At 44.0% G+C, this 19,392-nt stretch carries 22 protein-coding genes; 5 read left to right on the forward strand and 17 right to left on the reverse strand.

The window, feature by feature from the left end; translation table 11 throughout:
• Window positions 1–27 precede the first annotated feature (27 nt).
• The gene (locus AB685_RS17835) at window positions 28–357 is read left to right on the forward strand and encodes a hypothetical protein (protein WP_198530540.1); all 330 of its coding nucleotides are present in this window, start codon (window positions 28–30) and stop codon (window positions 355–357) included.
• 60 nt (window positions 358–417) lie between these two features.
• Here the strand turns inward: AB685_RS17835 and AB685_RS17840 are convergent, their stop codons facing one another.
• The 7 genes from AB685_RS17840 to AB685_RS17870 all read right to left on the reverse strand — a co-directional run bounded on the left by AB685_RS17840 (window position 418) and on the right by AB685_RS17870 (window position 4,727).
• A complete protein-coding gene (locus AB685_RS17840) occupies window positions 418–816 on the reverse strand; it encodes a VOC family protein (RefSeq protein ID WP_241773338.1) in 399 nt (132 codons plus the stop codon).
• Window positions 817–836: 20 nt separating this feature from the next.
• Window positions 837–1,481, reverse strand: a complete 645-nt coding sequence (locus AB685_RS17845) for a hypothetical protein (RefSeq protein WP_047971950.1) — start codon at window positions 1,479–1,481, stop codon at window positions 837–839.
• 16 nt (window positions 1,482–1,497) lie between these two features.
• A complete protein-coding gene (locus AB685_RS17850) occupies window positions 1,498–2,058 on the reverse strand; it encodes a GNAT family N-acetyltransferase (RefSeq protein ID WP_047971951.1) in 561 nt (186 codons plus the stop codon).
• Window positions 2,059–2,123: 65 nt separating this feature from the next.
• Window positions 2,124–2,483, reverse strand: a complete 360-nt coding sequence (locus AB685_RS17855) for a nuclear transport factor 2 family protein (protein WP_047972041.1) — start codon at window positions 2,481–2,483, stop codon at window positions 2,124–2,126.
• A gap of 18 nt (window positions 2,484–2,501) precedes the next feature.
• Window positions 2,502–3,047 carry a short-chain dehydrogenase gene (locus AB685_RS17860; protein WP_047971952.1) on the reverse strand — a complete coding sequence of 182 codons (546 nt, stop codon included), beginning with the start codon at window positions 3,045–3,047 and terminating at the stop codon, window positions 2,502–2,504.
• On the reverse strand, window positions 3,044–3,943 hold the full coding sequence (locus AB685_RS30480) for a GNAT family N-acetyltransferase (RefSeq protein ID WP_082153696.1): 900 nt from the start codon (window positions 3,941–3,943) through the stop codon (window positions 3,044–3,046). The genes AB685_RS17860 and AB685_RS30480 overlap by 4 nt, the downstream gene beginning before the upstream one ends.
• Window positions 3,924–4,727 carry an aminoglycoside adenylyltransferase domain-containing protein gene (locus AB685_RS17870; protein WP_047971953.1) on the reverse strand — a complete coding sequence of 268 codons (804 nt, stop codon included), beginning with the start codon at window positions 4,725–4,727 and terminating at the stop codon, window positions 3,924–3,926. Before AB685_RS17870 ends, AB685_RS30480 begins: the two co-directional genes overlap by 20 nt.
• Before the next feature lie 180 nt (window positions 4,728–4,907).
• Between AB685_RS17870 and AB685_RS17875 the strand changes: the two genes are divergently transcribed.
• Both AB685_RS17875 and AB685_RS31770 read left to right on the forward strand, forming a co-directional pair.
• A complete protein-coding gene (locus tag AB685_RS17875) occupies window positions 4,908–5,672 on the forward strand; it encodes a DeoR/GlpR family DNA-binding transcription regulator (RefSeq protein ID WP_047971954.1) in 765 nt (254 codons plus the stop codon).
• 93 nt (window positions 5,673–5,765) lie between these two features.
• Window positions 5,766–6,077: a hypothetical protein gene (locus AB685_RS31770; protein ID WP_047971955.1), complete on the forward strand. Its 312-nt coding sequence runs from the start codon at window positions 5,766–5,768 to the stop codon at window positions 6,075–6,077.
• 130 nt (window positions 6,078–6,207) lie between these two features.
• On the opposite strand, the gene AB685_RS17885 is transcribed toward AB685_RS31770, so the two are convergent.
• A complete protein-coding gene (locus AB685_RS17885) occupies window positions 6,208–6,750 on the reverse strand; it encodes a GNAT family N-acetyltransferase (protein WP_047971956.1) in 543 nt (180 codons plus the stop codon).
• Window positions 6,751–7,108: 358 nt separating this feature from the next.
• Between AB685_RS17885 and AB685_RS17890 the strand changes: the two genes are divergently transcribed.
• The gene (locus AB685_RS17890) at window positions 7,109–8,965 is read left to right on the forward strand and encodes a M4 family metallopeptidase (protein ID WP_047971957.1); all 1,857 of its coding nucleotides are present in this window, start codon (window positions 7,109–7,111) and stop codon (window positions 8,963–8,965) included.
• 50 nt (window positions 8,966–9,015) lie between these two features.
• Here the strand turns inward: AB685_RS17890 and egtD are convergent, their stop codons facing one another.
• The 7 genes from egtD to AB685_RS17925 all read right to left on the reverse strand — a co-directional run bounded on the left by egtD (window position 9,016) and on the right by AB685_RS17925 (window position 16,569).
• Complete coding sequence (gene egtD / locus AB685_RS17895) at window positions 9,016–9,978, reverse strand: L-histidine N(alpha)-methyltransferase (protein WP_047971958.1); 963 nt, start codon at window positions 9,976–9,978, stop codon at window positions 9,016–9,018.
• The gene (gene egtB, locus AB685_RS17900) at window positions 9,975–11,246 is read right to left on the reverse strand and encodes an ergothioneine biosynthesis protein EgtB (RefSeq protein ID WP_047971959.1); all 1,272 of its coding nucleotides are present in this window, start codon (window positions 11,244–11,246) and stop codon (window positions 9,975–9,977) included. The genes egtD and egtB overlap by 4 nt, the downstream gene beginning before the upstream one ends.
• A gap of 24 nt (window positions 11,247–11,270) precedes the next feature.
• Window positions 11,271–11,897 carry a flavodoxin family protein gene (locus tag AB685_RS17905; protein ID WP_047971960.1) on the reverse strand — a complete coding sequence of 209 codons (627 nt, stop codon included), beginning with the start codon at window positions 11,895–11,897 and terminating at the stop codon, window positions 11,271–11,273.
• A 484-nt stretch (window positions 11,898–12,381) separates the two neighbouring features.
• Window positions 12,382–13,602: an MFS transporter gene (locus AB685_RS17910; RefSeq protein ID WP_047971961.1), complete on the reverse strand. Its 1,221-nt coding sequence runs from the start codon at window positions 13,600–13,602 to the stop codon at window positions 12,382–12,384.
• Complete coding sequence (locus AB685_RS17915) at window positions 13,599–14,642, reverse strand: metalloregulator ArsR/SmtB family transcription factor (protein WP_047971962.1); 1,044 nt, start codon at window positions 14,640–14,642, stop codon at window positions 13,599–13,601. Before AB685_RS17915 ends, AB685_RS17910 begins: the two co-directional genes overlap by 4 nt.
• 124 nt (window positions 14,643–14,766) lie before the next feature.
• Window positions 14,767–15,789, reverse strand: coding sequence for a serine hydrolase (locus tag AB685_RS17920; RefSeq protein WP_047972043.1), 1,023 nt, complete (start codon window positions 15,787–15,789; stop codon window positions 14,767–14,769).
• Between the two features lie 18 nt (window positions 15,790–15,807).
• Window positions 15,808–16,569, reverse strand: a complete 762-nt coding sequence (locus AB685_RS17925; RefSeq protein ID WP_047971963.1) for a class I SAM-dependent methyltransferase — start codon at window positions 16,567–16,569, stop codon at window positions 15,808–15,810.
• A gap of 234 nt (window positions 16,570–16,803) precedes the next feature.
• Between AB685_RS17925 and AB685_RS17930 the strand changes: the two genes are divergently transcribed.
• A complete protein-coding gene (locus tag AB685_RS17930; RefSeq protein ID WP_047971964.1) occupies window positions 16,804–17,718 on the forward strand; it encodes a ketopantoate reductase family protein in 915 nt (304 codons plus the stop codon).
• Between the two features lie 85 nt (window positions 17,719–17,803).
• Here AB685_RS17930 and AB685_RS17935 read toward each other — a convergent pair whose 3' ends face one another.
• Window positions 17,804–18,118 carry a hypothetical protein gene (locus AB685_RS17935; protein ID WP_047971965.1) on the reverse strand — a complete coding sequence of 105 codons (315 nt, stop codon included), beginning with the start codon at window positions 18,116–18,118 and terminating at the stop codon, window positions 17,804–17,806.
• A 94-nt stretch (window positions 18,119–18,212) separates the two neighbouring features.
• Window positions 18,213–19,376 (reverse strand): MalY/PatB family protein, encoded by a 1,164-nt coding sequence (locus AB685_RS17940; protein WP_047971966.1) that lies wholly within the window; start codon window positions 19,374–19,376, stop codon window positions 18,213–18,215.
• Between the last annotated feature and the right edge of the window lie 16 nt (window positions 19,377–19,392).

The following is a 19,392-nucleotide window of genomic DNA, read 5'->3' on the forward strand; positions in this document are numbered from 1 at the left end:
ACCGGGTTGTTTGTCATGTCCGCCGTTATGGCATTTATTGTTCCGTTCTTTGTTGCTTTCCTTTTAATTAAGATGGTCACTTTTCTTGCAGGGCTCATTTTATTTAGAAAACCCGTTTATGAAGAGGAGATGATCGTGCGGTATCAGGAGGGGGACGACTATTTCCTTGCCGGAAAAGACCAATCGAAATTCAACTTTACTGCCAATACTGAAATGATAGAAACGAAGGACTATTACATTCTGTTCAAGGGTAAGCTTATCCAGGACGGGATTGCCATTCCCAAGCTGTCCTCGCTTGATGAGGGGTATGAGGAGAGAGTCGGGTTTCTGATTAGTATTATACAAAGTAAAAAATGAGCAAGAAGCCTTTCGTGGATGTGGAAAGGCTTTTTACTTACAATTGTCGGTCGTTACCCGCTATTCTTCAAAAGAACAAACCCCAAGAATATGACCGTCCGGATCCTTGAACTCAAAGGACATCACTGTGCCATAATCCATTACGTCCTCTACCTCTACACCATTCTCCCGCAATTTCTGATGTGCCACATAAATATCGGAAGAATAGAAGTTCAATAAACAATGGGATGCTGGTGTCACTTTCTCCGCGTGCACAAGCGTCAAAGGCGTCTCCCCCACTTCAATTGCCGCATAGCCATTTTCTACATCATGCCACCTGACTGAAAAGCCTAGTACCTCTGTGTACCAATTAATGGACCTTTCCATGTCAGTCACCTCTAGAAATACTGTATCAATCCTTTTGAATAGTGCACTCATGCTATCTGCTCCTTTCTTTGATTTCTTTGTGAAGTCATGCATAGTTAACCTCCATTACCCCTTTATCGTCGATATAACTTTAAGTACACCTCCAAATCCTCCGCACTATTAATCTCTGAAATGTCATCCTTGTGCAGTTGGAGTGTCTTATTCTCAAAGCTGAGCCCAAAATGATGCAGAGGAACTCCCTTCTCTTTTAATGCCTGTAAAAAAAGAAAAGCCCTCTGCATTTCCGTCTTACTGTTAGCGCTTGTTAGGAGGATTTTGTCTAAGGTGACACCTACTTCGACTGTTGCATACTTTTTGTATCCTCCCACTAGGGGCTCTTTTGGCTCCGTTTCAGAATAGACTAAATCAATCCCGTAGTTAGAGGGGTTAGGGTAATGTTCTTCCACGATTGCTCCTATTTCCTCATTTGCCTCCGTACTCCAAACCTCATAACGATACCCATCTTGCGTTTCTCCTGTATAGCGATTCTGCCCCACATAAAACAAAAGATCTGGTTCGTCTTTTGCATAGGCATAAGCATGATATTTCCTCGTGTTGAAAAAATCAAAAGAGATATCCTCGATCACAAAATCCTTGCCGTATTTCTCTTCCAAATATGTTTCGAATACTTGTTTGTTTTTCCATAGCCCCCAAGGCGATCCCCAAAAGACAAATGACAGGAGCAGGGCCAGAACAATGCCCCCTGACCCCCACCACATATATTTTCGCTTCAGCTTACATTCCCCCAGCTTTCCGTTTTTTCCAGTCCTCTGCAAGCATTCCGTACACCGCATGATCGACGTGATGGTCATACAGCCATTCCGCTTGTCGAATCTTCCCTTCCAACGTAAATCCGAGTCTCTCTGGAATAGACCTACTTTTCACATTCTCCACCGCCGCACGAATATCAACCCGGTTCATTCCAAGCTCCGTGATGGCATAGTCCGTCAACGCTTCCGCCACCCTAGTCATGATGCCATTCCCTTGATAATCCTTATCCAGCCAGTACCCGATATATGCCACTTTGTTGGTCCAGTCAAGGGTATTGTAGCTTGCCGCACCAACTATTTCCCCTTTAAAAAGAATCATCGTCGTCATCGCTTTATTTTCCGCATAGCTTTGTCTGGTACCTTTTATAAAATTCCTGGAGTCCTCCACCTTTTTTGTGAAGTCCAGCCATGGCAGCCACTCGCGCAGATAGGCCCTAGAGTTGTCGGTCAGCTCAAATAGTCGCTCTGCATCTTTTTCTTCTGCTAGTTTTAAAGATAGTTCCTCGTCAATTTTATGTATGAACATGGTTGTGTTCCCCCTAAATGATTTGTAGTTTTTTTAAATGCATAATCGATTCCACATTTTCCTTTTTATCGGCTCAAATGCTCATGTATCAACTTCCATTTCCCCTCTTCTTTTACAAACACATTCGTTGCCCGCCCGCTTCCGGAAATGAATTCTCCATTCATGTAGCCTTCATAATGAAACGTGTAGAGGCAAGTTGCAGTCCTCTCACCCACAGCAATCCACTGCACATCTTTTGCAGCGTACACTTCCTCTTTTATTGTGTCCCATGCGTTTTCAAAGAAAGAGCGAATATCCTCTAGGCTGGTGCAGGTTTTATTAGTGAACCAGTAGACAACATTCTCGTGGAGACTTTTTTCCACGTTATCAAAGTTGTGGGTGTTCGTAGCTTCTATGTACTCTTCTAGCGCTTTTTTATAATCCATTTCCATTTCCATTCCCCTTTACGGTCGCATTTCCTTTGGCTCCAACACTCCAACGAGGGAAGTCTGTGCCTGGTTCTGAATTGCTTCTATTACCCCGTCGGCAATCTCTTTGTTCCGGAGCCATCTTCCTTGGTTCCCTTCCAGCTTAAATCCAAGTTGGATCTGGTGGTAGCTGCAGGTGATTGGAATATGCATAGCACTCTTCACTTCCGAAAGATGGGCCCGGCTTCCTAATACGTGGTAAAGCTCCAAGACTCCACTTGTTTCTGCAATTGTTTTGGTTATCTTATCCAACGCCGGTTCTCCACCGGTATGAACCCAAGCTACGACCAAATCGACTGGACCGTTGTGCTGGATTGTTTGATGGAGCAGGCTGTCTAGTTTGTCCACTTCTTTATAGTCGACCAACAAAGCGGTTATTTTCCCATTCTCCGCTTTGTCAGTCAGTGCACTCATCTTATGAGGATTTCGTCCAATAACGGAAACATGGTAATCCTGTACCGTTAACCATAGACATACCTCTGCAAGCATGCCTGTACCGCCAATTACTAGCGCATGCTTCATGTCCTTTCCGCTCCTTTCACTTTCAACCGGTACACAAACTGTTCGCCCATCCGCCCCATCACTTTTTTTCCACTGTCTTCAAAACCTGATCTTAGGTACACCCTTTGCGCAGCTTCGTTTCGTAGATTTACCGCCAGTATGACCTCATCCACTTGAGGGTAATTTCGCTTCACGAAGTCCGGCAACAGTTCCAGCGATTTCCCTGCAATCCCTTGTCCTTGAAAAGGAAGAGAAACGGAATATGCCCGTAAAAGAATGGCAGTTGGATTGTCTGTATATGTTGGAAGTTCCTCCCCCTGGTAAAGGACGAAGAAACCGGCCGGTATCCTGTTTGATAAAATGACAACCGGATGCCTGCCTTTATCGGTTTCACATGTTTCCAATGCGTCAACTGGAAGGGAGGTGAATTTCAGTTGTTCTTCTGGAAGCTCGAATTCATTTAAACGATCCCGGTATTCCGGGCGATATGTGTCAAGTTCCACTTCATTCCTTTGCGTCACCGTCCAACCGTCTTGAGGGTCTATTAAACTATTTGTGATTTCCATCGGTAAAGGTCCCGCTAAGCAATCCGCCAGCTTTAGCGCCCCTCTCCACTCCTTTTCCGGACGAAGCAGGCAATTCGCTTCAAAAAACTGCACGTTAATCTTTTCACATGTAGCGCTTTGCTTACTTCTTTCTACGATTTCATCATGGATATGTTCCATGAAAAATTGATAAGATTGCTTATCTTTCCACATGGACAAGATACACGCTTCTTTGGGATTGGTTGCGCTCCAGCCACCTACCTGTCCCAAAATACCCTCTGCATTTTCCAGCACAAGCCAAGCCTCTTGTGCTTTTGAAAAATCTTCTCTATGTTCGTCGGCCACTTGGCATTTAATCCATTTTATTAGCATCACTATCACCTTTCGTTGCAGAAATAAGCTCTTTGGCAAAATCAATGATGGCGTTGACTCTTTCCTCGTTTTTCGTAAATTTCCTCTCTGGACTTCCCTTACGAATATGGATTGCCTCCTGAATCAGGTCATGCCACTTTTGATCAAGTTCACGCCGCCCATATTCTCCCGCCTCAAGCTTGGAGATGATACCTTGTTCCTTCGATGTGTAAAATTGCCGCAGCAAGCCGAGCACTGTCCATTCCATTTCCGTTTCAATGTGTTTAACTGGGTATGCGATCAGTTGCTCTTTCTTCTGTTCCATGGCGAAAATTCTTTGAGCCCAGTATTCATTCATATTTTTGCGGACATAAGCTATTAGATCTTCAGTTGTTACGGCAAAGGGGAGGTCGTAAGCTTCAGGGCCCATGATCGTTATTCCTTTGTTTTTCAATAGCCACCACGTAACCGGAATATCATGCACCGCTTTTCCGAAGGTGCCCTCGTTGTAGAAATAGGTTTCTTCTCTCATGTTAGTCCATTGCACGTATATTCCATCCAATTGCGGCTTTTCGCATGTTTTCTCTAGGTTTAAATGAATATTTTTTAATGTATCTGCATCTTTTCCTGTGAGTTTTCGGCTTGTCACCGCAACAAAATCAACGTCACTTTCTCCTTCCATATACGCATCTATTGCGATGGACCCGTGCAAATACAGTCCTTCTAGCAACCCTGGTAACTCTTTGTTGCAGCTATCTATATAAAGATTCAAAACCTTTTGTACATTTTCCGGAATCCTACCCATTTTTATCACCCTATTATTAAAAAATTTGCATTCTACACCTTTCGACTCTCTGTCCGTTTTTTCCTCTTACACGTAAGAAAACAGAATAATAATGAATAAACACGAGATTAATTATTGACCAAACAAGAATAAACATGCAATAATAGGAAAGAAGTTGAAAATAACATTGGGGTGATGATCTTGTTTACAGATGAAAGACGGGGAGAAATTTTGAAGGTATTGGAGCAGGATGGAAGAGTGCTGGCGAAGGATTTGGCCGACCAGTTCAACATGTCGATTGATTCCATCCGCAGAGACCTATCCATCATGGAAGAACAGGGGCTTTTGAAAAGAACACACGGTGGCGCAATTCCGGTAGCATCCGTTCGGACCATGCCACGTCCTCCTGCAGAACGCTTCGGGGACGGCACGGAACACCAGAATGCCATTGCAAAAATGGCTGCAGGGTATGTAAAAGCTAACCAAACGGTATTTATCGGCGGGGCGTCCATTCACTATGTATTGCTCAAGTATCTACCCAAAGACATTCCATTCACGGTGCTAACCAACTCACTTGAAATTGCATATGCGTTGCGCGGGTCCGAAAACATCTCCACATTTTTAATTGGTGGAAATGTAAAAAGCTCCGGCAATATTACGGATGCTTTGGCGAATGAATTTGTGCGTCAGTTCACGGTCGATTTGTGCTTTGCAACGGCTGGGGCTCTTTCCGCAAAAGGCTTGAGCACCGCAACGCCGGAAGTGGCCATATTTTATAAGACGGTTTATGATAACTCGAAGAAATTGGTTGGGATGTTCGAACATACGAAGGTCGGGCAGGAGATGTTTGCCGGAATGTATCCGGTTGGGAAGTTGGATGTTGTGATTACAGATAAGGAAACAGATAAAGAAAAAGTGAATGGGTTGAAGGCTGCTGGGGTTGAGGTTTTGGTGGCTGGGGAATAGATTTTTTTAATGAAAGGCTCTTTTCTCAAAGATTGTTGCTATTCCCTTGTAAAAAGTCGGTATTTGGGACTTTTTACTAGGAAAAATCGGTCTTTGGATTTTTCACTGCTTATCTACTATAAAATCGGCATGCAAGTTATCCTGTACCGCCAGGAAAAGAGCACGACAGAAAGGAATATAACGGTTGGTTTATTAATGCGTAAAAGCAACAAAGTTTACGAAAATAGCCTAATGAAAAGCGACGGCACACGTCTTGGTGCTGCCGCTTTTTTGTATTATGTTAATTGCTTCTTCTTCCGTTTTTCCTGTGTCCACGATGTTGGAAATCAGCAAATAACCAGAGTTGATGCGGAAACTCAAGGAGTTCGTGCCAAAATAGGTCGAGTTCATGCCAAAATCCCGTAAGTTGATTCCAAAACGCATCCAGTTCATGCCAAACTACCCCGAGTTCATGCCAAACGTTTTTTTCCGCCGCCGTACCCTCCCCAATAAAAAAGACATCGACTCCATCCCGGGATCAAGGACCCCAAAAAAATCATTCCTCCTTCTCAAAATCCTCCCGCAGCAACCCATAATAGGCAAGGTCCACAAATCTCCCGTCCCGCATCGCATGCTGGCGCCAGGTTCCTTCGTGTTTCATGCCGACTTTCTCCATGATGCGCCAAGATCCAGGGTTATCAGCAAACGCTCCGGCGAAAACCTTGTTGAGTCCTAGTTCCTTAAAGCCGTAATCCACCACAGCACGTGCAGCCTCGGTTCCGTAGCCTTTTCCCCAATATGGTCGGCCGATCCAGTATCCCAGTTCTCCGCGTTTGTAGGCTGGGGTTTGTTTGATGTTGATGATTCCTATTAAACTGTCGCTCTCTTTTTCTACAATCGCTAAGACTGCCAGACTCTCCTCTTCTGCAGCCATCATGCGTTGGATGAAGTCCTTGGCAGAGCCTGGCGGATATGGATGCGGCACCGTCAAGGTTGTTTTGGCAAGTTCGTAGTCGCTGGCCAGTTCTTCGACACGGTCAGCATCTTCAAGCTTTAGCCGTCGTAATAGTAATCTTTCTGTATTTATTATTTTCCCCATTTGATGACCCCTTTTCTCAAAACAAGAAATTCAAAGTAATATTTTCCTATTATATACATTCTTTTTGCTTTGTCCATACTTCAAATCTATCAATTCTGACTATTTCTACTATTTTTCGATTTTCTCCTGACTAAAAAATAGGATTATTTACTCACCCACTTTAGTACGTTACCGCATCTTAAGTCATAGAAAATCCTGGAATTTTCTATCGTTTCACATACATTCAAGATCGGCTGACCTTAAAAATAGTCTGAATAGTCTGTTTACCAAACCCCCTTTTTCCTTTACGATGAAAATGTCGAAAATATCGTAACCCGATATTTTCGTAACACTAAATATCTAGAGGGGATGGGTTTATTTGAAAAAGATTTTTATTCTTGCTGCAGTAGTATTCCTTATTTTCGCCGGTCTTTTCTCCGGTGGACCATCGTCAAACGCGGCGAGCTCGCTACAGGAATTCAAAAACAAAGGGAAAGTAAGGGTTGTCGACAATAAAGGAAATCAAGGACCTCCTTCCTTTGTAGCTGGAATTCTATCAGAAAAGCAAGCAAAAGCCGACGCTCAGAATGCGAAGAAGTTCCTTGGAAAACATAAGGACTTTTTCCACATGAACAATCCTGAAAAAGATTTGAAGGAAGTTAGAGCAACAACTGATGATCTTGGGATGACACACGTTCGCCTTCAACAAACGAAAAACGGCGTTCCGGTCGATCGAAACGAACTCAATGTACATTTTAACGAAGAGAATGTGATCACTACGGTTAACGGCAACTATGATACGAAATTAGACTCCTTAGAAATCAACACCACACCTTCCATTCAAGCGGACAAAGCGGTAACAGAAGCGAAAGCAGCGGTTGATGCTCCAGCAGATATTCCGATTGAGTCCTCTGAACTAATCATCTATCCACTCGAGGAAAACTATCATCTTGCTTACCGAGTAAACCTCGAATTTTTCGAAGGCGAAGCTGGTAACTGGTATGTGTATGTGGATGCCCACAATGGTAAAGTATTAGATCACTATAACGCGATGACTGGCTTTGGATTCTTCGAAGATATCATTGGAACGAACAATGTAGAAGGATCTTCCGCTTTAAAAGTAGAACAAGGTCCAAATCCGAAAGCAGTTGAAAATGCGGGAAAATTGAAGCCTGCGCGCGGGTCTGGCTTAGGCACAATCGGATTGACAAAGCTACTCAATCTTTCTCACGGCAATGTTCCTGGAAGTGGCGAGGGGACGCAGTTCTTCTTGGCTGATTATACAACTCCACAGATGGATGGAATCTTCACCTATAATATGAAAAACACGTCTAATCAAATGTGGTTATATTCCAACAAAAATGCTTCCTGGAAGGATGTAGAATACACTGGAGATAGCAGCACGTGGGAAACAGTTGGACAAGGTCCTGCAGTCGATGCACACTCCAACTCTCGTATTGTGTATGATTATTTCTTAAATAAGCATGGCCGCAACTCCTTGGATGGAAACGGAATGGCCATTAATTCTCGCGTTCACTACTGGAAAGAATATAACAATGCCTTCTGGAGTAACGGAATTGCGATGATGACTTATGGGGATGGCGATGGAAAGCAATTCATTCCACTTGCTGCCTTAGATGTAACGGCCCATGAAATGGTTCACGGTATCACGCATTATAACGGCGGCTTGCGTTACCGTTTTGAGACTGGTGCTATCAATGAAGCCTACTCTGATACATTTGCTGCTTTAGTAGACGATAGCAACTGGGATATCGGCGAGGATATTATGGGGGAAGAGTGGTTAGCGAATGGCAGAACGGCCCTTCGAAGCAATGAAGATCCAGGTAAGTTCCCAACAGGTGCGGTCTACTGGCCTTACAGCATTGACGGTGAAGGTCGCTACCCAGCCCACATGGATGAGTACTACTACCTTCCTTCGAACATGGATAACGGCGGGGTACACATCAACTGTACGATCCTACAGCACTCCGCCTACCTTGTAGCGGAAGAATATGGCATGGGTAGAACAGTGGTGGCAGACACTTGGTACCGTGCATATGACTACCTGCACTACGACGCATCTTTTGCAGAGTTCCGCGAAGCGATTTTACAATCTGCTATCGACCTTTATGGCGAGGGCAGCGACGAGTACAATGCGTTCTTGGGAGCATTTGATGACATCGGTCTTTATGAAGGCTGGTCTGTGAATGACAATCCGAGAGCACCACAATTTTAATTTAAACAAAAAAACAGTGCCGATTAACCATTTGGCACTGTTTTTTACGTTTACTTTTCTAAATAATGCACACTGAACTTTTCCTCGTCATCCATCCATATCTTGCTCGGCTTAAACCCGCATTGTATAGCAATCTCCTGGAACTCACCGATTGAGTATTTATAGGAATTTTCCGTGTGGATGGTTTCGCCTACTCGAAAGTAGAATTCGTGTTCTTCAATTTTCACTGCCTGATCATATTGGCTTTCAAGGTGCATTTCAATGCGACCTTTCTCCTTGTTATAGAAGGCGAGGTGTTCGAATTGTTCCTCATTAAAATCCGCCTCAAGCTCCCTGTTTATTCTTGTCAAAAGGTTGAGATTGAATGCCGCGGTAATACCTTGCGCGTCATCATAGGCCTTTTCTAGCGTATTGATGTCCTTTTTCGTATCAACACCAATGAGGAAACCATCTCCTTCGTTCAGGAGTTGAGCGGATTTCATTAGAAAGTTCCGGACTTCCACCGGCTCGAAATTCCCAATCGTGGAGCCTGGAAAGAATATTACCTTCTTTCCTTTCGACTCCAATGGCAGCGTAAGTGGAGCCGTATAATCCCCGCATACCGCCTTTATCGTTATATGAGGGAACTGCATTCCGAGCTCCAAGCTTGACTGAAAGAGAAAGTCACGCGAGATATCAATAGGAACATATTCTTTTAGACTCGAAAAATTGTGAAGAAGCGTCTTTATTTTGTTGCTGCTTCCGCTTCCGTATTCTATTAATGTGTGGACATCCCCAACAGCCATCGTAATTTCCTGTATCTTTTCGTTGAAGATTTTCACTTCGGTTCGAGTCGGATAATATTCGTCCAGTCCAGTTATCAATTCGAACAGCTCTGAACCTCGATGATCATATAGGAATTTAGGGGAGATTGTCTTGATTGGAGATGATAGTCCCCTTATGATTTCTTCCCGCATGTTTTCTTTTTCTATATAAAAATCGTAGCCCTGAATATTGTTTTCGAGCAATCTCATATTGCATCCTCCGCCAAACGGAATCCGCTGAACTGCCAGCGCTTATCAGCTGGGAAGAAGTTGCGGTAGGTGCTGCGGATGTGATCCTGCGGTGTGGCACAGGATCCGCCGCGCAGGACGATCTGGTTGCACATGAATTTGGCATTGTATTCTCCAAGAGCCCCTTCAAGCGGCTTGCTGCCCGGATATGGCGAGTAGGCGCTTGCTGTCCATTCCCACACGTCTCCGTACATTTTTGACCCGGCCAATTGATCGGTTGCAGCTGGATGGTAAGTGCCGCTGTCCATCGTGTTCCCCTTAATCTCGAGGTCCCTTGCCGCATGCTCCCATTCCGCTTCTGTCGGAAGACGCTTTCCACTCCATCTGCTGAAGGCGTCCGCCTCATAGAAGCTAACATGGACAACCGGCTCATGAGGATCGAGATTTTTCATGCCAGAAAGGGTAAAGATGCTCCACTCGCCATCGTCCCCCTTTCTCCAGTAAAGCGGGGCTTGCCAGTCGTTCTTTTTCACGGTATTCCAGCCGTCAGATAACCAGTAGTATGGTTTCTGATATCCTCCTGCTTCTATAAATTCCAGATACTCCCCGTTGGTAACAGGGTGATCCGCCATTTTGTATGGCTCGAGCCAAACTTTATGATTCGGTCCTTCATTATCAAAAGCAAAGCCATCACCGTTATGCCCGATCTCAATGAGACCGCCATCATAGGTATGGAAGGACGGCTCTCTTTTTTCGGATGGGCCGGATTGGGATTCTTTATACACTGGGTGCAGCGGATTGACGAAAAAGTTGTATTTAACATCCATCAGGATCAGCTCCTGGTGCTGTTGTTCGTGCTGCATACCGATTTCTATGAGGCTATGGATCTTTTCCCGGTTAGCTTGTTCTGCCCCTTCATGTTGCTCGATCAGATCCACTATATAGTTGTTTATATAATCACGGTATCGGAAAATGTCCTGGATACTGGGTCTCGATAGGACGCCGCGCTGATGTCTCGGTTGGAATGGCCCTACCGTTTCATAATAGGAGTTGAAAAGAAAATCATAGGATGGGTGGAACTCTTTATAGTTCTCAAAGTACTCTTTGAGGACAAAACGCTCAAAGAACCAGGTGGTGTGGGCCAGATGCCACTTTGGTGGACTGACATCCGGGTGAGATTGAATGATAAAGTCTTCGGTTTCCAAAGGCTGGACAAGCTTCATGGTGATATCACGCACATTCATAAATCGCTGTGAAATGGATTTTAATGCTTGTGTTTGTGTTTCCATGTGTACCGCTCCTTTTATTGGATTCTAGCTTTGTTCGACCACATTTCCTTCTGCAGGGATTGGATTTTCTTTCAGCATTTTGGCGAAATGCATCAGGTTGTATGCCATGATCTTGGCATGTTCCATTGTGAAGTCGTTCTTATGTCCTTCCGCTTCGATATACGACGATCCAGGTCCCGCTTCGCCTACCCAGTATGTATCCACATTCGGCGGAATCGTAAAACCAATATGCGTCAATCCGTAAAGGATGGATGAGGCCGCATGCTTTGCGCCGTCCTCGTTTCCTGTTATGACTACACCTCCCACCTTGTTATAGTAAATATATTGCCCTTTGTCATTCGTTAGTCCACTTCCGCCATAAAGCCGCTCCATCACCATCGTTGCAACACTGCTCTTCTCACCAATCCACAGCGGCGTCCCGATGATGACGATGTCCGCATGCATCACCTTGTTGAACACATCCTGCCACTCGTCCCCATAACCCTCGTCCTCACTCACGCCGAATTTAATGTTGTAATCTGCTATCCTCACAATCTCAGACTCTACGTTTTCGTTGTTGAAATGCTTGATGACCTCTTTCATGAGTGCTTCTGTATTGGATTCCTCGTTGGAAGATTTAAGTGAACAATTTAGGAATAATGCTTTTGTCATTTTGGGGTGGTCCTCCTCTTGTTTTGGTGATTGAAAATATTACTCTTTACCCTATTAAAGGTAATTGAAACGTAAAAAGATAGATTTGTTGGGTGATGTTTTGGTTAAGAGTTTGTGAAGTGAGGGATGTGGAGGTTAATAGCTCATTAGGGGCTTTCGGGGGCACATTTGTGATAGGTTTTATTGTATCGAGTCAACATATCGGCTGAAAGCAGCCTTTTAACGCGCTGAAACTCTAAAGTTACACTAAAATACGGTAATTTTATAGGCAGAACATACTGTCGAAGGGATTCCCCCCCATAATAAGGGTTTTATTTTCCACCCCAATAATTTATAGTCCAACTATTAAATTTATAAGCCACTTTTTAATTTTATAAGCCATTTCGGACCCGATAAAGGCTATTCGACACAGGATAAAGGCCAATCGACACAAACCGACACACACTAGAGGGAAGGAGCAGAAGAAACCCCTGCCCCTCCCTCCTCACGATACCTTCCTCTCATCCATCTCCCTATCAATGAACCTAAAATAAGGAAAAAACAACCCGACTAACGCGACCGCGGTAATCATAGATCCAATGAGGAAATACAAGGGTCTCACTCCCCATACTTCCCCTAGCAATCCACCTACCAATACACCTAAAGGCATGACTCCTCTAATAATAAGGAGTCGAACAGAAAAGATTTTGCCCATCAAATGATTTGGGATGATACGTTGACAGAGGGTCGTATTGTTTATACTGAAGATGGCCATCACAACCCCAGCTATCACCTCTAGCACAATGGCTACGATAAGACTACTCTCGTTCAAACCAAGACCGACAAATGTGAGTCCTCCAATCCCTAAGGCCCCTAGCATGATGAATCTCGGACTCCTATAAGGTATTCTCCCGATTAGAAATGCCCCTAGAATATAACCTACAGGAAACCCCGCCATAAAATATCCATAGCCGGCATAGCTTGCTTGCAGCTCCCCTGTGATATAGGGAAGCGTTGTGACCATTGTTACCCCTACACCAAACTGAACGAACGCAAGGAAAAAGCCCAGCCAAACAACAACACGCTGTTTGAAGAAAAAGGCGATCCCCTCTCCGAATTCTTTCCACCATGTGCTCCGTACCACTTTCTCCGGTGAGGGCTCTTTTACAAACCACAGCAGCCCACCACTTAACCCAAGTGCAACAATCACAAACAACAATGTCACGTTAATTCCGATGTATTCAATCACCAATCCTCCGATCAATGGCGCCATGAAGCTCATTAATCTTACCGTGCTCTCTATCAAAGCATTTGCCTGCTTAAGTTGTTCATTCGGTACAATCGTTGGAGTGATGGCATGATTTGCCGGCACGTATAGCGGAGTAATCAATCCCACCACTATCTGAACGAAAAAGATATGCCATACCTCCAAATGTCCTGCACTCCATGCAAGTAAAGGTACCAGAAATACGGCGGCCCTTGTCCATTGAGAAAAAATCATGATCCACTTGCGGCTCCATCTGTCGATAAACGGACCAATGAAAAGTTGAAGGATGAGTGAAGGAATGAAATACAGGAGCCACATGGAGCTTAATGCCATGGTGGAGCCAGTCAGCTGATAGACCATAATGGAATTGCAAAAGGTTCCAAAGGCACCACCAAGTTCAGAAATCATGTTACCCGACCAGACATAGACGAAGGAGCAATTTTTCCAAATGCTCTTCACTGATGGAGATACCTCTGCATTTCATCCTCCAGCAGATGCAAGGTATGCTTTCTTAACGTGTATATTCCGTCTTTGCTATCGACAAGCTTGGCAGCACGGAGGATTTTCAAATGATGATGGATGGTTGATTTTCCCACGTCCAATAAGCCCGTCAACTCCTGCAGGGTACATTCCTTTTCGGAGAGATGCTTGACGATGCGTATTCTGGCTTCATCACCAAGTGCCTTGTATTTTGCGACCAAAAAGTGGTTTGGGGTGTACCTGTCATCCGGAGTGATGCTTTCGTTTGCTACAGGGTAGTAAAATATCTTTGTTCCTTCCATATCCGCTTCAATGTTCCATGGGCGGTAGATTTGCTGGGGAACCAATAATACTTCTTGCACATTTGGCTCCGGTCGATATTCGATGCCACCTGTCGCCCACTCTACAAGTTGCTCTGGCGTCAGCTTCTTCTGCATTTCAATCTTGGCTGCCACATCCCTTTTCAAAATTTCATTGGTTTCTTGCTCAACCTGCTGCTCAAATTCCTCGTACCACTCTTTCATAATGGCTTTGAGATGGCTTTTTAGTGAGTCTGTTTCCGATTGGCAGATGAACTGTATATAATCTGGAAAGAAGTTGTGTTGCTTTGTCTTCTCCATCAAAGTGCGGCAAGCATCCCTATCCCCTTCCGAAGCTTTTATCCTCATGTCCTGAAACTCTACACCTAAATAGGGAAGGGAAAGAAACTTAAGCTGCTGGTCTTCAAGATTCTCTATATAAGAGAGGAACTCATGAAGGTCTTTACAGTGATGATAATGACAAAGCTGGAGTAAGGTTTTCCATGTGTTGTTCTTTTCCACATCATCCAAAAGCGCCTGCAGTTCCCCTGATAACTCATTTCTTGTGTGATCCCAATAGGATTTTGGTTTTTCCAATGAATCGTGTAACGGGGTATTGGTCACTGCGGCAATCCCAAGTGCACACTCCATTAAGAGGGAATATCTGAAGGTGACCTGATAGGATTCTCTTTTTCTGTTTGTAATGTTTAATAGTTTCATTTTCACACCTCTTTTTATAAATATAGAATTATATATTCTATATTTATAAAACAACTCCTCTATTTTTTATCAAACGCACAATAAAAAGACATATCTGCTCCTAACAGATATGTCTCTCTAACTTTTACATATATTTTTCCAGTAAGTGCATCAACTTGTGCGGTCCTCTTTCCTTATTCGAAGGAATTACTACGATGGTGTCTGACTCCGGATAGTAGCCTGCTGCAAAGCTCACGCCTGGGTCATAGCCCATCACATGGTATTTTACAACGTTATCATTCTCTTTCTCAATCCAGACTCCATAGCCATACCAATCTTTCTCGTTATCTGTTTGAATCCAAGCGGTGGTCATTTTCGCCAGCATTTCCTTGCTCACCAGTTTGCCGTCCATTAACGCTCGCCAAAGTCTGGCCATGTCACCGGCTGTAACATAGGCTCCCCCATCCGCTCCACCTTTTATGGGAATGGAGTAGCTGTTGGTCTTCCAGGATCCGTCTTCCTCGTCTATGTAACCAAGGGCAGTTCTGCCAGGTAATTGATCCATAGAAAAGTAGCCCGAGTCAGACATTTCAGCAGCATCAAAAATTTGTTCCTTCACATACTCAGTAAAGGGAACTCCTGCAACCTTTTCGATGATTAATCCCAATAATATATAACCCGCATTATTGTAGTGGAACTTCTCACCTGGTTCAAACTTCATCGAGAGATTCTGGAACAGAGGAAGGAAATCCTCCAGCTTTCTCATGTGGTACATTGGATACTCCACCCAAAGCTCTTCAAAATCATCCATTACTTCCTCGTCAAAATAGTCCGGAACTCCTGAGGAATGGGTAAGAAGGTGATGGACCGTTACATCAGGGTGAAAATGAGGGAAAGGATGATCCAGCAAGCTGCTTAATTTTGAATCAAACGACAATTTTCCACTCTCCACCAATTGGCAAATGCCTATTGCTGTAAATAACTTGCACCCTGAGGCAATTCCGAATCTCGTTTCCAGTTTGTTTGGAATGGACTCTGAGCGATTGGAATAGCCATGTGCACTGGCATGGATCATTCCAGCGCGATTCTCCACATGTATAACACCTGAAAATTCTATTTCACTTACCGTTATTGCTAAAATCGTTTCTAGTTCTGTGATTTTTAACATCACCGCTACACATCCCCTTTATTTCGTTACTGCTTTCAATACAAACCGGTCCTGCCTAATATCTAGATACTCTTCCTGCATTATTTTTAGATGAAGCTCGTACAATCGATCGAGGTAATCCTCCAACCGAAAATCCACTACCTGCCATGGAATGGCCTTCAAATAATAGATGAGCGCACCGATATCGTAAAACCGTTGCAATGGAAATTCCTTTTTGCTGAGGAGAACCTGGAAACCATGCTCTTCCAATTGCTTGTGTGAAAAGTCGAGATTCCAATGGGCATGTTCATTATTAACTGGCGCTCCGAGAAGTCGGTTGATATCCTGGCAATCACTCCATCCGACCTGTTGAGTAAGGAATATGCCTCCATCTCGTAAAACCCTTCTTACTTCGCTAGGGTCGTACTCTTCATGTTTATTGATAATCAGGTCAAAGTGCTTATTTGGAAAATGGAGCTGGTTGTCCGGCTCCACTTCCACTACCTTTACACCAAGCGGTTCCAGTCTATCTTTTGCAATGGGAAAGTTCGTTTTATAGCCTTCGGTTGCACAGACTGTCTGCGGGAACGGCTGCAGCTTTGAAAGCAGTTCTCCTCCTCCTGTTCCCATGTCAAGCATGGAAGTTGCATCTGCCATCAATGTTTTTGCCATGCTGCCATATGACCAGGAGAGCATTCCAGATGCAAGGCGTCCAGTTTCTGTTATGTGGGAAAAATCCCATCCGGAAAAATCGGTTTCTGCCTCTTTTAGATAGTGTTGAAAAAGTTGATCGGTGTGCATGTAATCACCCTCCATATTTTAAATTCAGTAGCTAGTTAGTAGGCATGGAGGTCCGCGACTACGGTTTTATATGTCGTGCTCCAGTAGATTCATTGCCTTATCTCCTCCTTATTCCTTTTCTTTGAATAATTATACCAAATATTCCGACTAAAAAACCGAAACAAATACATTCAAGTCCCGATTTTCCTTCAAACCTGTTACAATGAACCCATACATAATTGGGAGGGATTACTGGTGAAGATACTTGTTGTCGGTGCAGGTGCTGTCGGAGGATACTTCGGCGGACGGCTGTTGGAAAAAGGTGAAAATGTGACATTCCTTGTGCGGGAGAAACGAAAAAAACAGTTGGAAAAGACCGGACTTGTCATTAATAGCACACACGGTGATGTCACACTGAAACCGAAGCTCCTTGTCAGCGGAGAAAAGGCAGAAACATATGATGTCATTTTATTATCGATGAAAGCCTATCATTTGGATTCTGCGATAGAGGATTTCAAAAACTATGTTGGACCGAACTCAATGATTGTCCCCTTGCTTAACGGCATTGCGCACATGGAAAAGTTAACGGCGGCTTTTCATGAGTCGAATGTGCTTGGTGGACTTTGTTTTGTGGAATCAACTTTGGACGGACAAGGTGCCATCATCCAGACTAGTACCATTCATGATCTGGTTTTCGGTGAGCTAGATGGAGGGAAAACAGAACGAGTTGAGATGCTGGCTCAAACTTTCAATGGAACCAAGGCAAACTTTTCCCTTTCCGAAAATATCCACCAGTCTATGTGGCATAAATACCTGTTCATTGCTACATTGGCAGGAGTTACCACATTGTTCCGTTCGCCAATCGGGCCAATACGCGAAGATGACCTTGGCGCGGACACTATCAAACAGACTTTAGTGGAAGTTGCGGACATTATGAAAAGTGTAGATGCACCACTTGCAGAGAATATGGTAGATGGGAACTGGGATAAGCTTCATTCGATTGCAGCAGGTATGAAGTCGTCGATGCAGCGGGACATGGAAAAAGGGTTATCTGTGGAGGCCGACCATTTTTACGGCTATCTGCTAGGACTTGCAAAAGAGCACGGGATTTCTGCTCCTACGTTGGAAAGGATTTATGCCAACTTGCGGATCTATGAGGGGCAAAAGTAATAAGGTTATTGTTTGGAAGCTTAGGGCCATTGGGCTTTAAGCTTTTATTGCCTTTTGAGTGTCAATTGTTGTTCATATATTGTGCTTAGGAATCTGTGTTCTTTTTGAAAAGCTTTAGCATCCCTAAAACATCGTCGGTTTGAGAAACTTCGATTCTGTTCACTGTGTTTTCGACATTAATCAATTTGCTCTCGACGTTTACTAATCTGTCCTCGACTTTTACCAATCTGTTCTCGACTTTTACTAAACTAGTTTCCACATTTTTTAAGCGAGGATTTATTTCTTCTTTCACAATACCTTCTAAGGAATCAAACCGCCTTTCTAGACCATCAAATCTTCCTTCTACATTCTTTAAACGGCCATTCATTTCCAATAATAATTCCAGTATCTGTTTTTCCATTTTGTTTCACCTCCTTCTCATTCATTATAGGGGAGTTCCAAACGGAGTTCTACCATTTTCCCATATAAAAGGAATAACCTGCTATCGAAAGTCGTCAGCAGGTTTCCATTTCTTTTATGGCGGCTTTGATTCTGAGTAGAGCTTCACTTAGCACCTCGCGTGGGCAGGCGATGTTTATACGTTCGAATCCTTGGCCACCTGCGCCGAACTTCATTCCTTCATCTAGACGTACTCCTGCTTTTTCCAAAAAGAAGGAATGCAATGCTTCCGGTGGGATTCTAAGGTTCCGACAGTCCAGCCAGATAAGATGGGTTGCTTCCGGTTTCACTACTTTTATGGAAGGAATATGATCTTTCAAGTAGGAGCAGACATACTGCAGGTTGTCATTTAGGTACTCCTTCACTTCTTGAAGCCAAGGCAAGCCTTTGTAGTAGGCAGCGATGGTTCCTTCTACCGCAAACGCATTGGGACGCATCAGCCCGAAGCCAGTTAAAAGGGTTTCATATTTCTGTTTGATTTCTTTGTTTGGAATGATAAAAATGGAGCTTTGCATTCCGGCAATGTTAAAAGTCTTGCTTGGTGCCGCACATGTAATGGAAAGTTTCAGATGATCTTGGTGGACCTTTGCAAATGGGATATGCTTGTACCCTGGATAGGTGAGGTCGGCATGCATTTCGTCCGAGATAACGATCACTCCATGCTTTTCACAAATCTCTCCTATCTTCCGCAATTCTTGTACCGTCCACACTCTCCCGACCGGATTGTGCGGGCTGCAGAGGATAAACACTTTGGTATTTGGTCGCGATGCTTTTTCTTCAAAATCCTTGAAGTCCATTTTATAGCCGTCCTCGGAATAAAGGAGTGAATTATTTAAAATGGTACACCCTTGTGTTTGGATAGTAGAAAAGAATGGATAATACACAGGATCCTGCACAATCACCGAATCGCCCGGCTGTGTTAAAGCTTTTAGCAACAGGTTCATTCCTGGAATGATTCCCGGACTGAACGATATCCACTCCTGTTTCAATTCCCAGTCGTACTGTGTTTTCCACCAATATTCAACAGCGTCATAGTAACGTGCACAGAAAGTGCTATACCCATAGATGCCGTGTGTGGCTTTTTGGCTGATGGCATTTACGATCTCTTCGGAAACCTGGAAATCCATATCCGCAATACACAATGGAATGATATCCTGATCTTCTATGAACCATTTAACCGAATGCGTCTTTCTTCGGTCGATGTATTTTTCCAGCTGCATCGTTTTCTCCCCTTTG

The organism is Bacillus sp. LL01 (assembly GCF_001037965.1).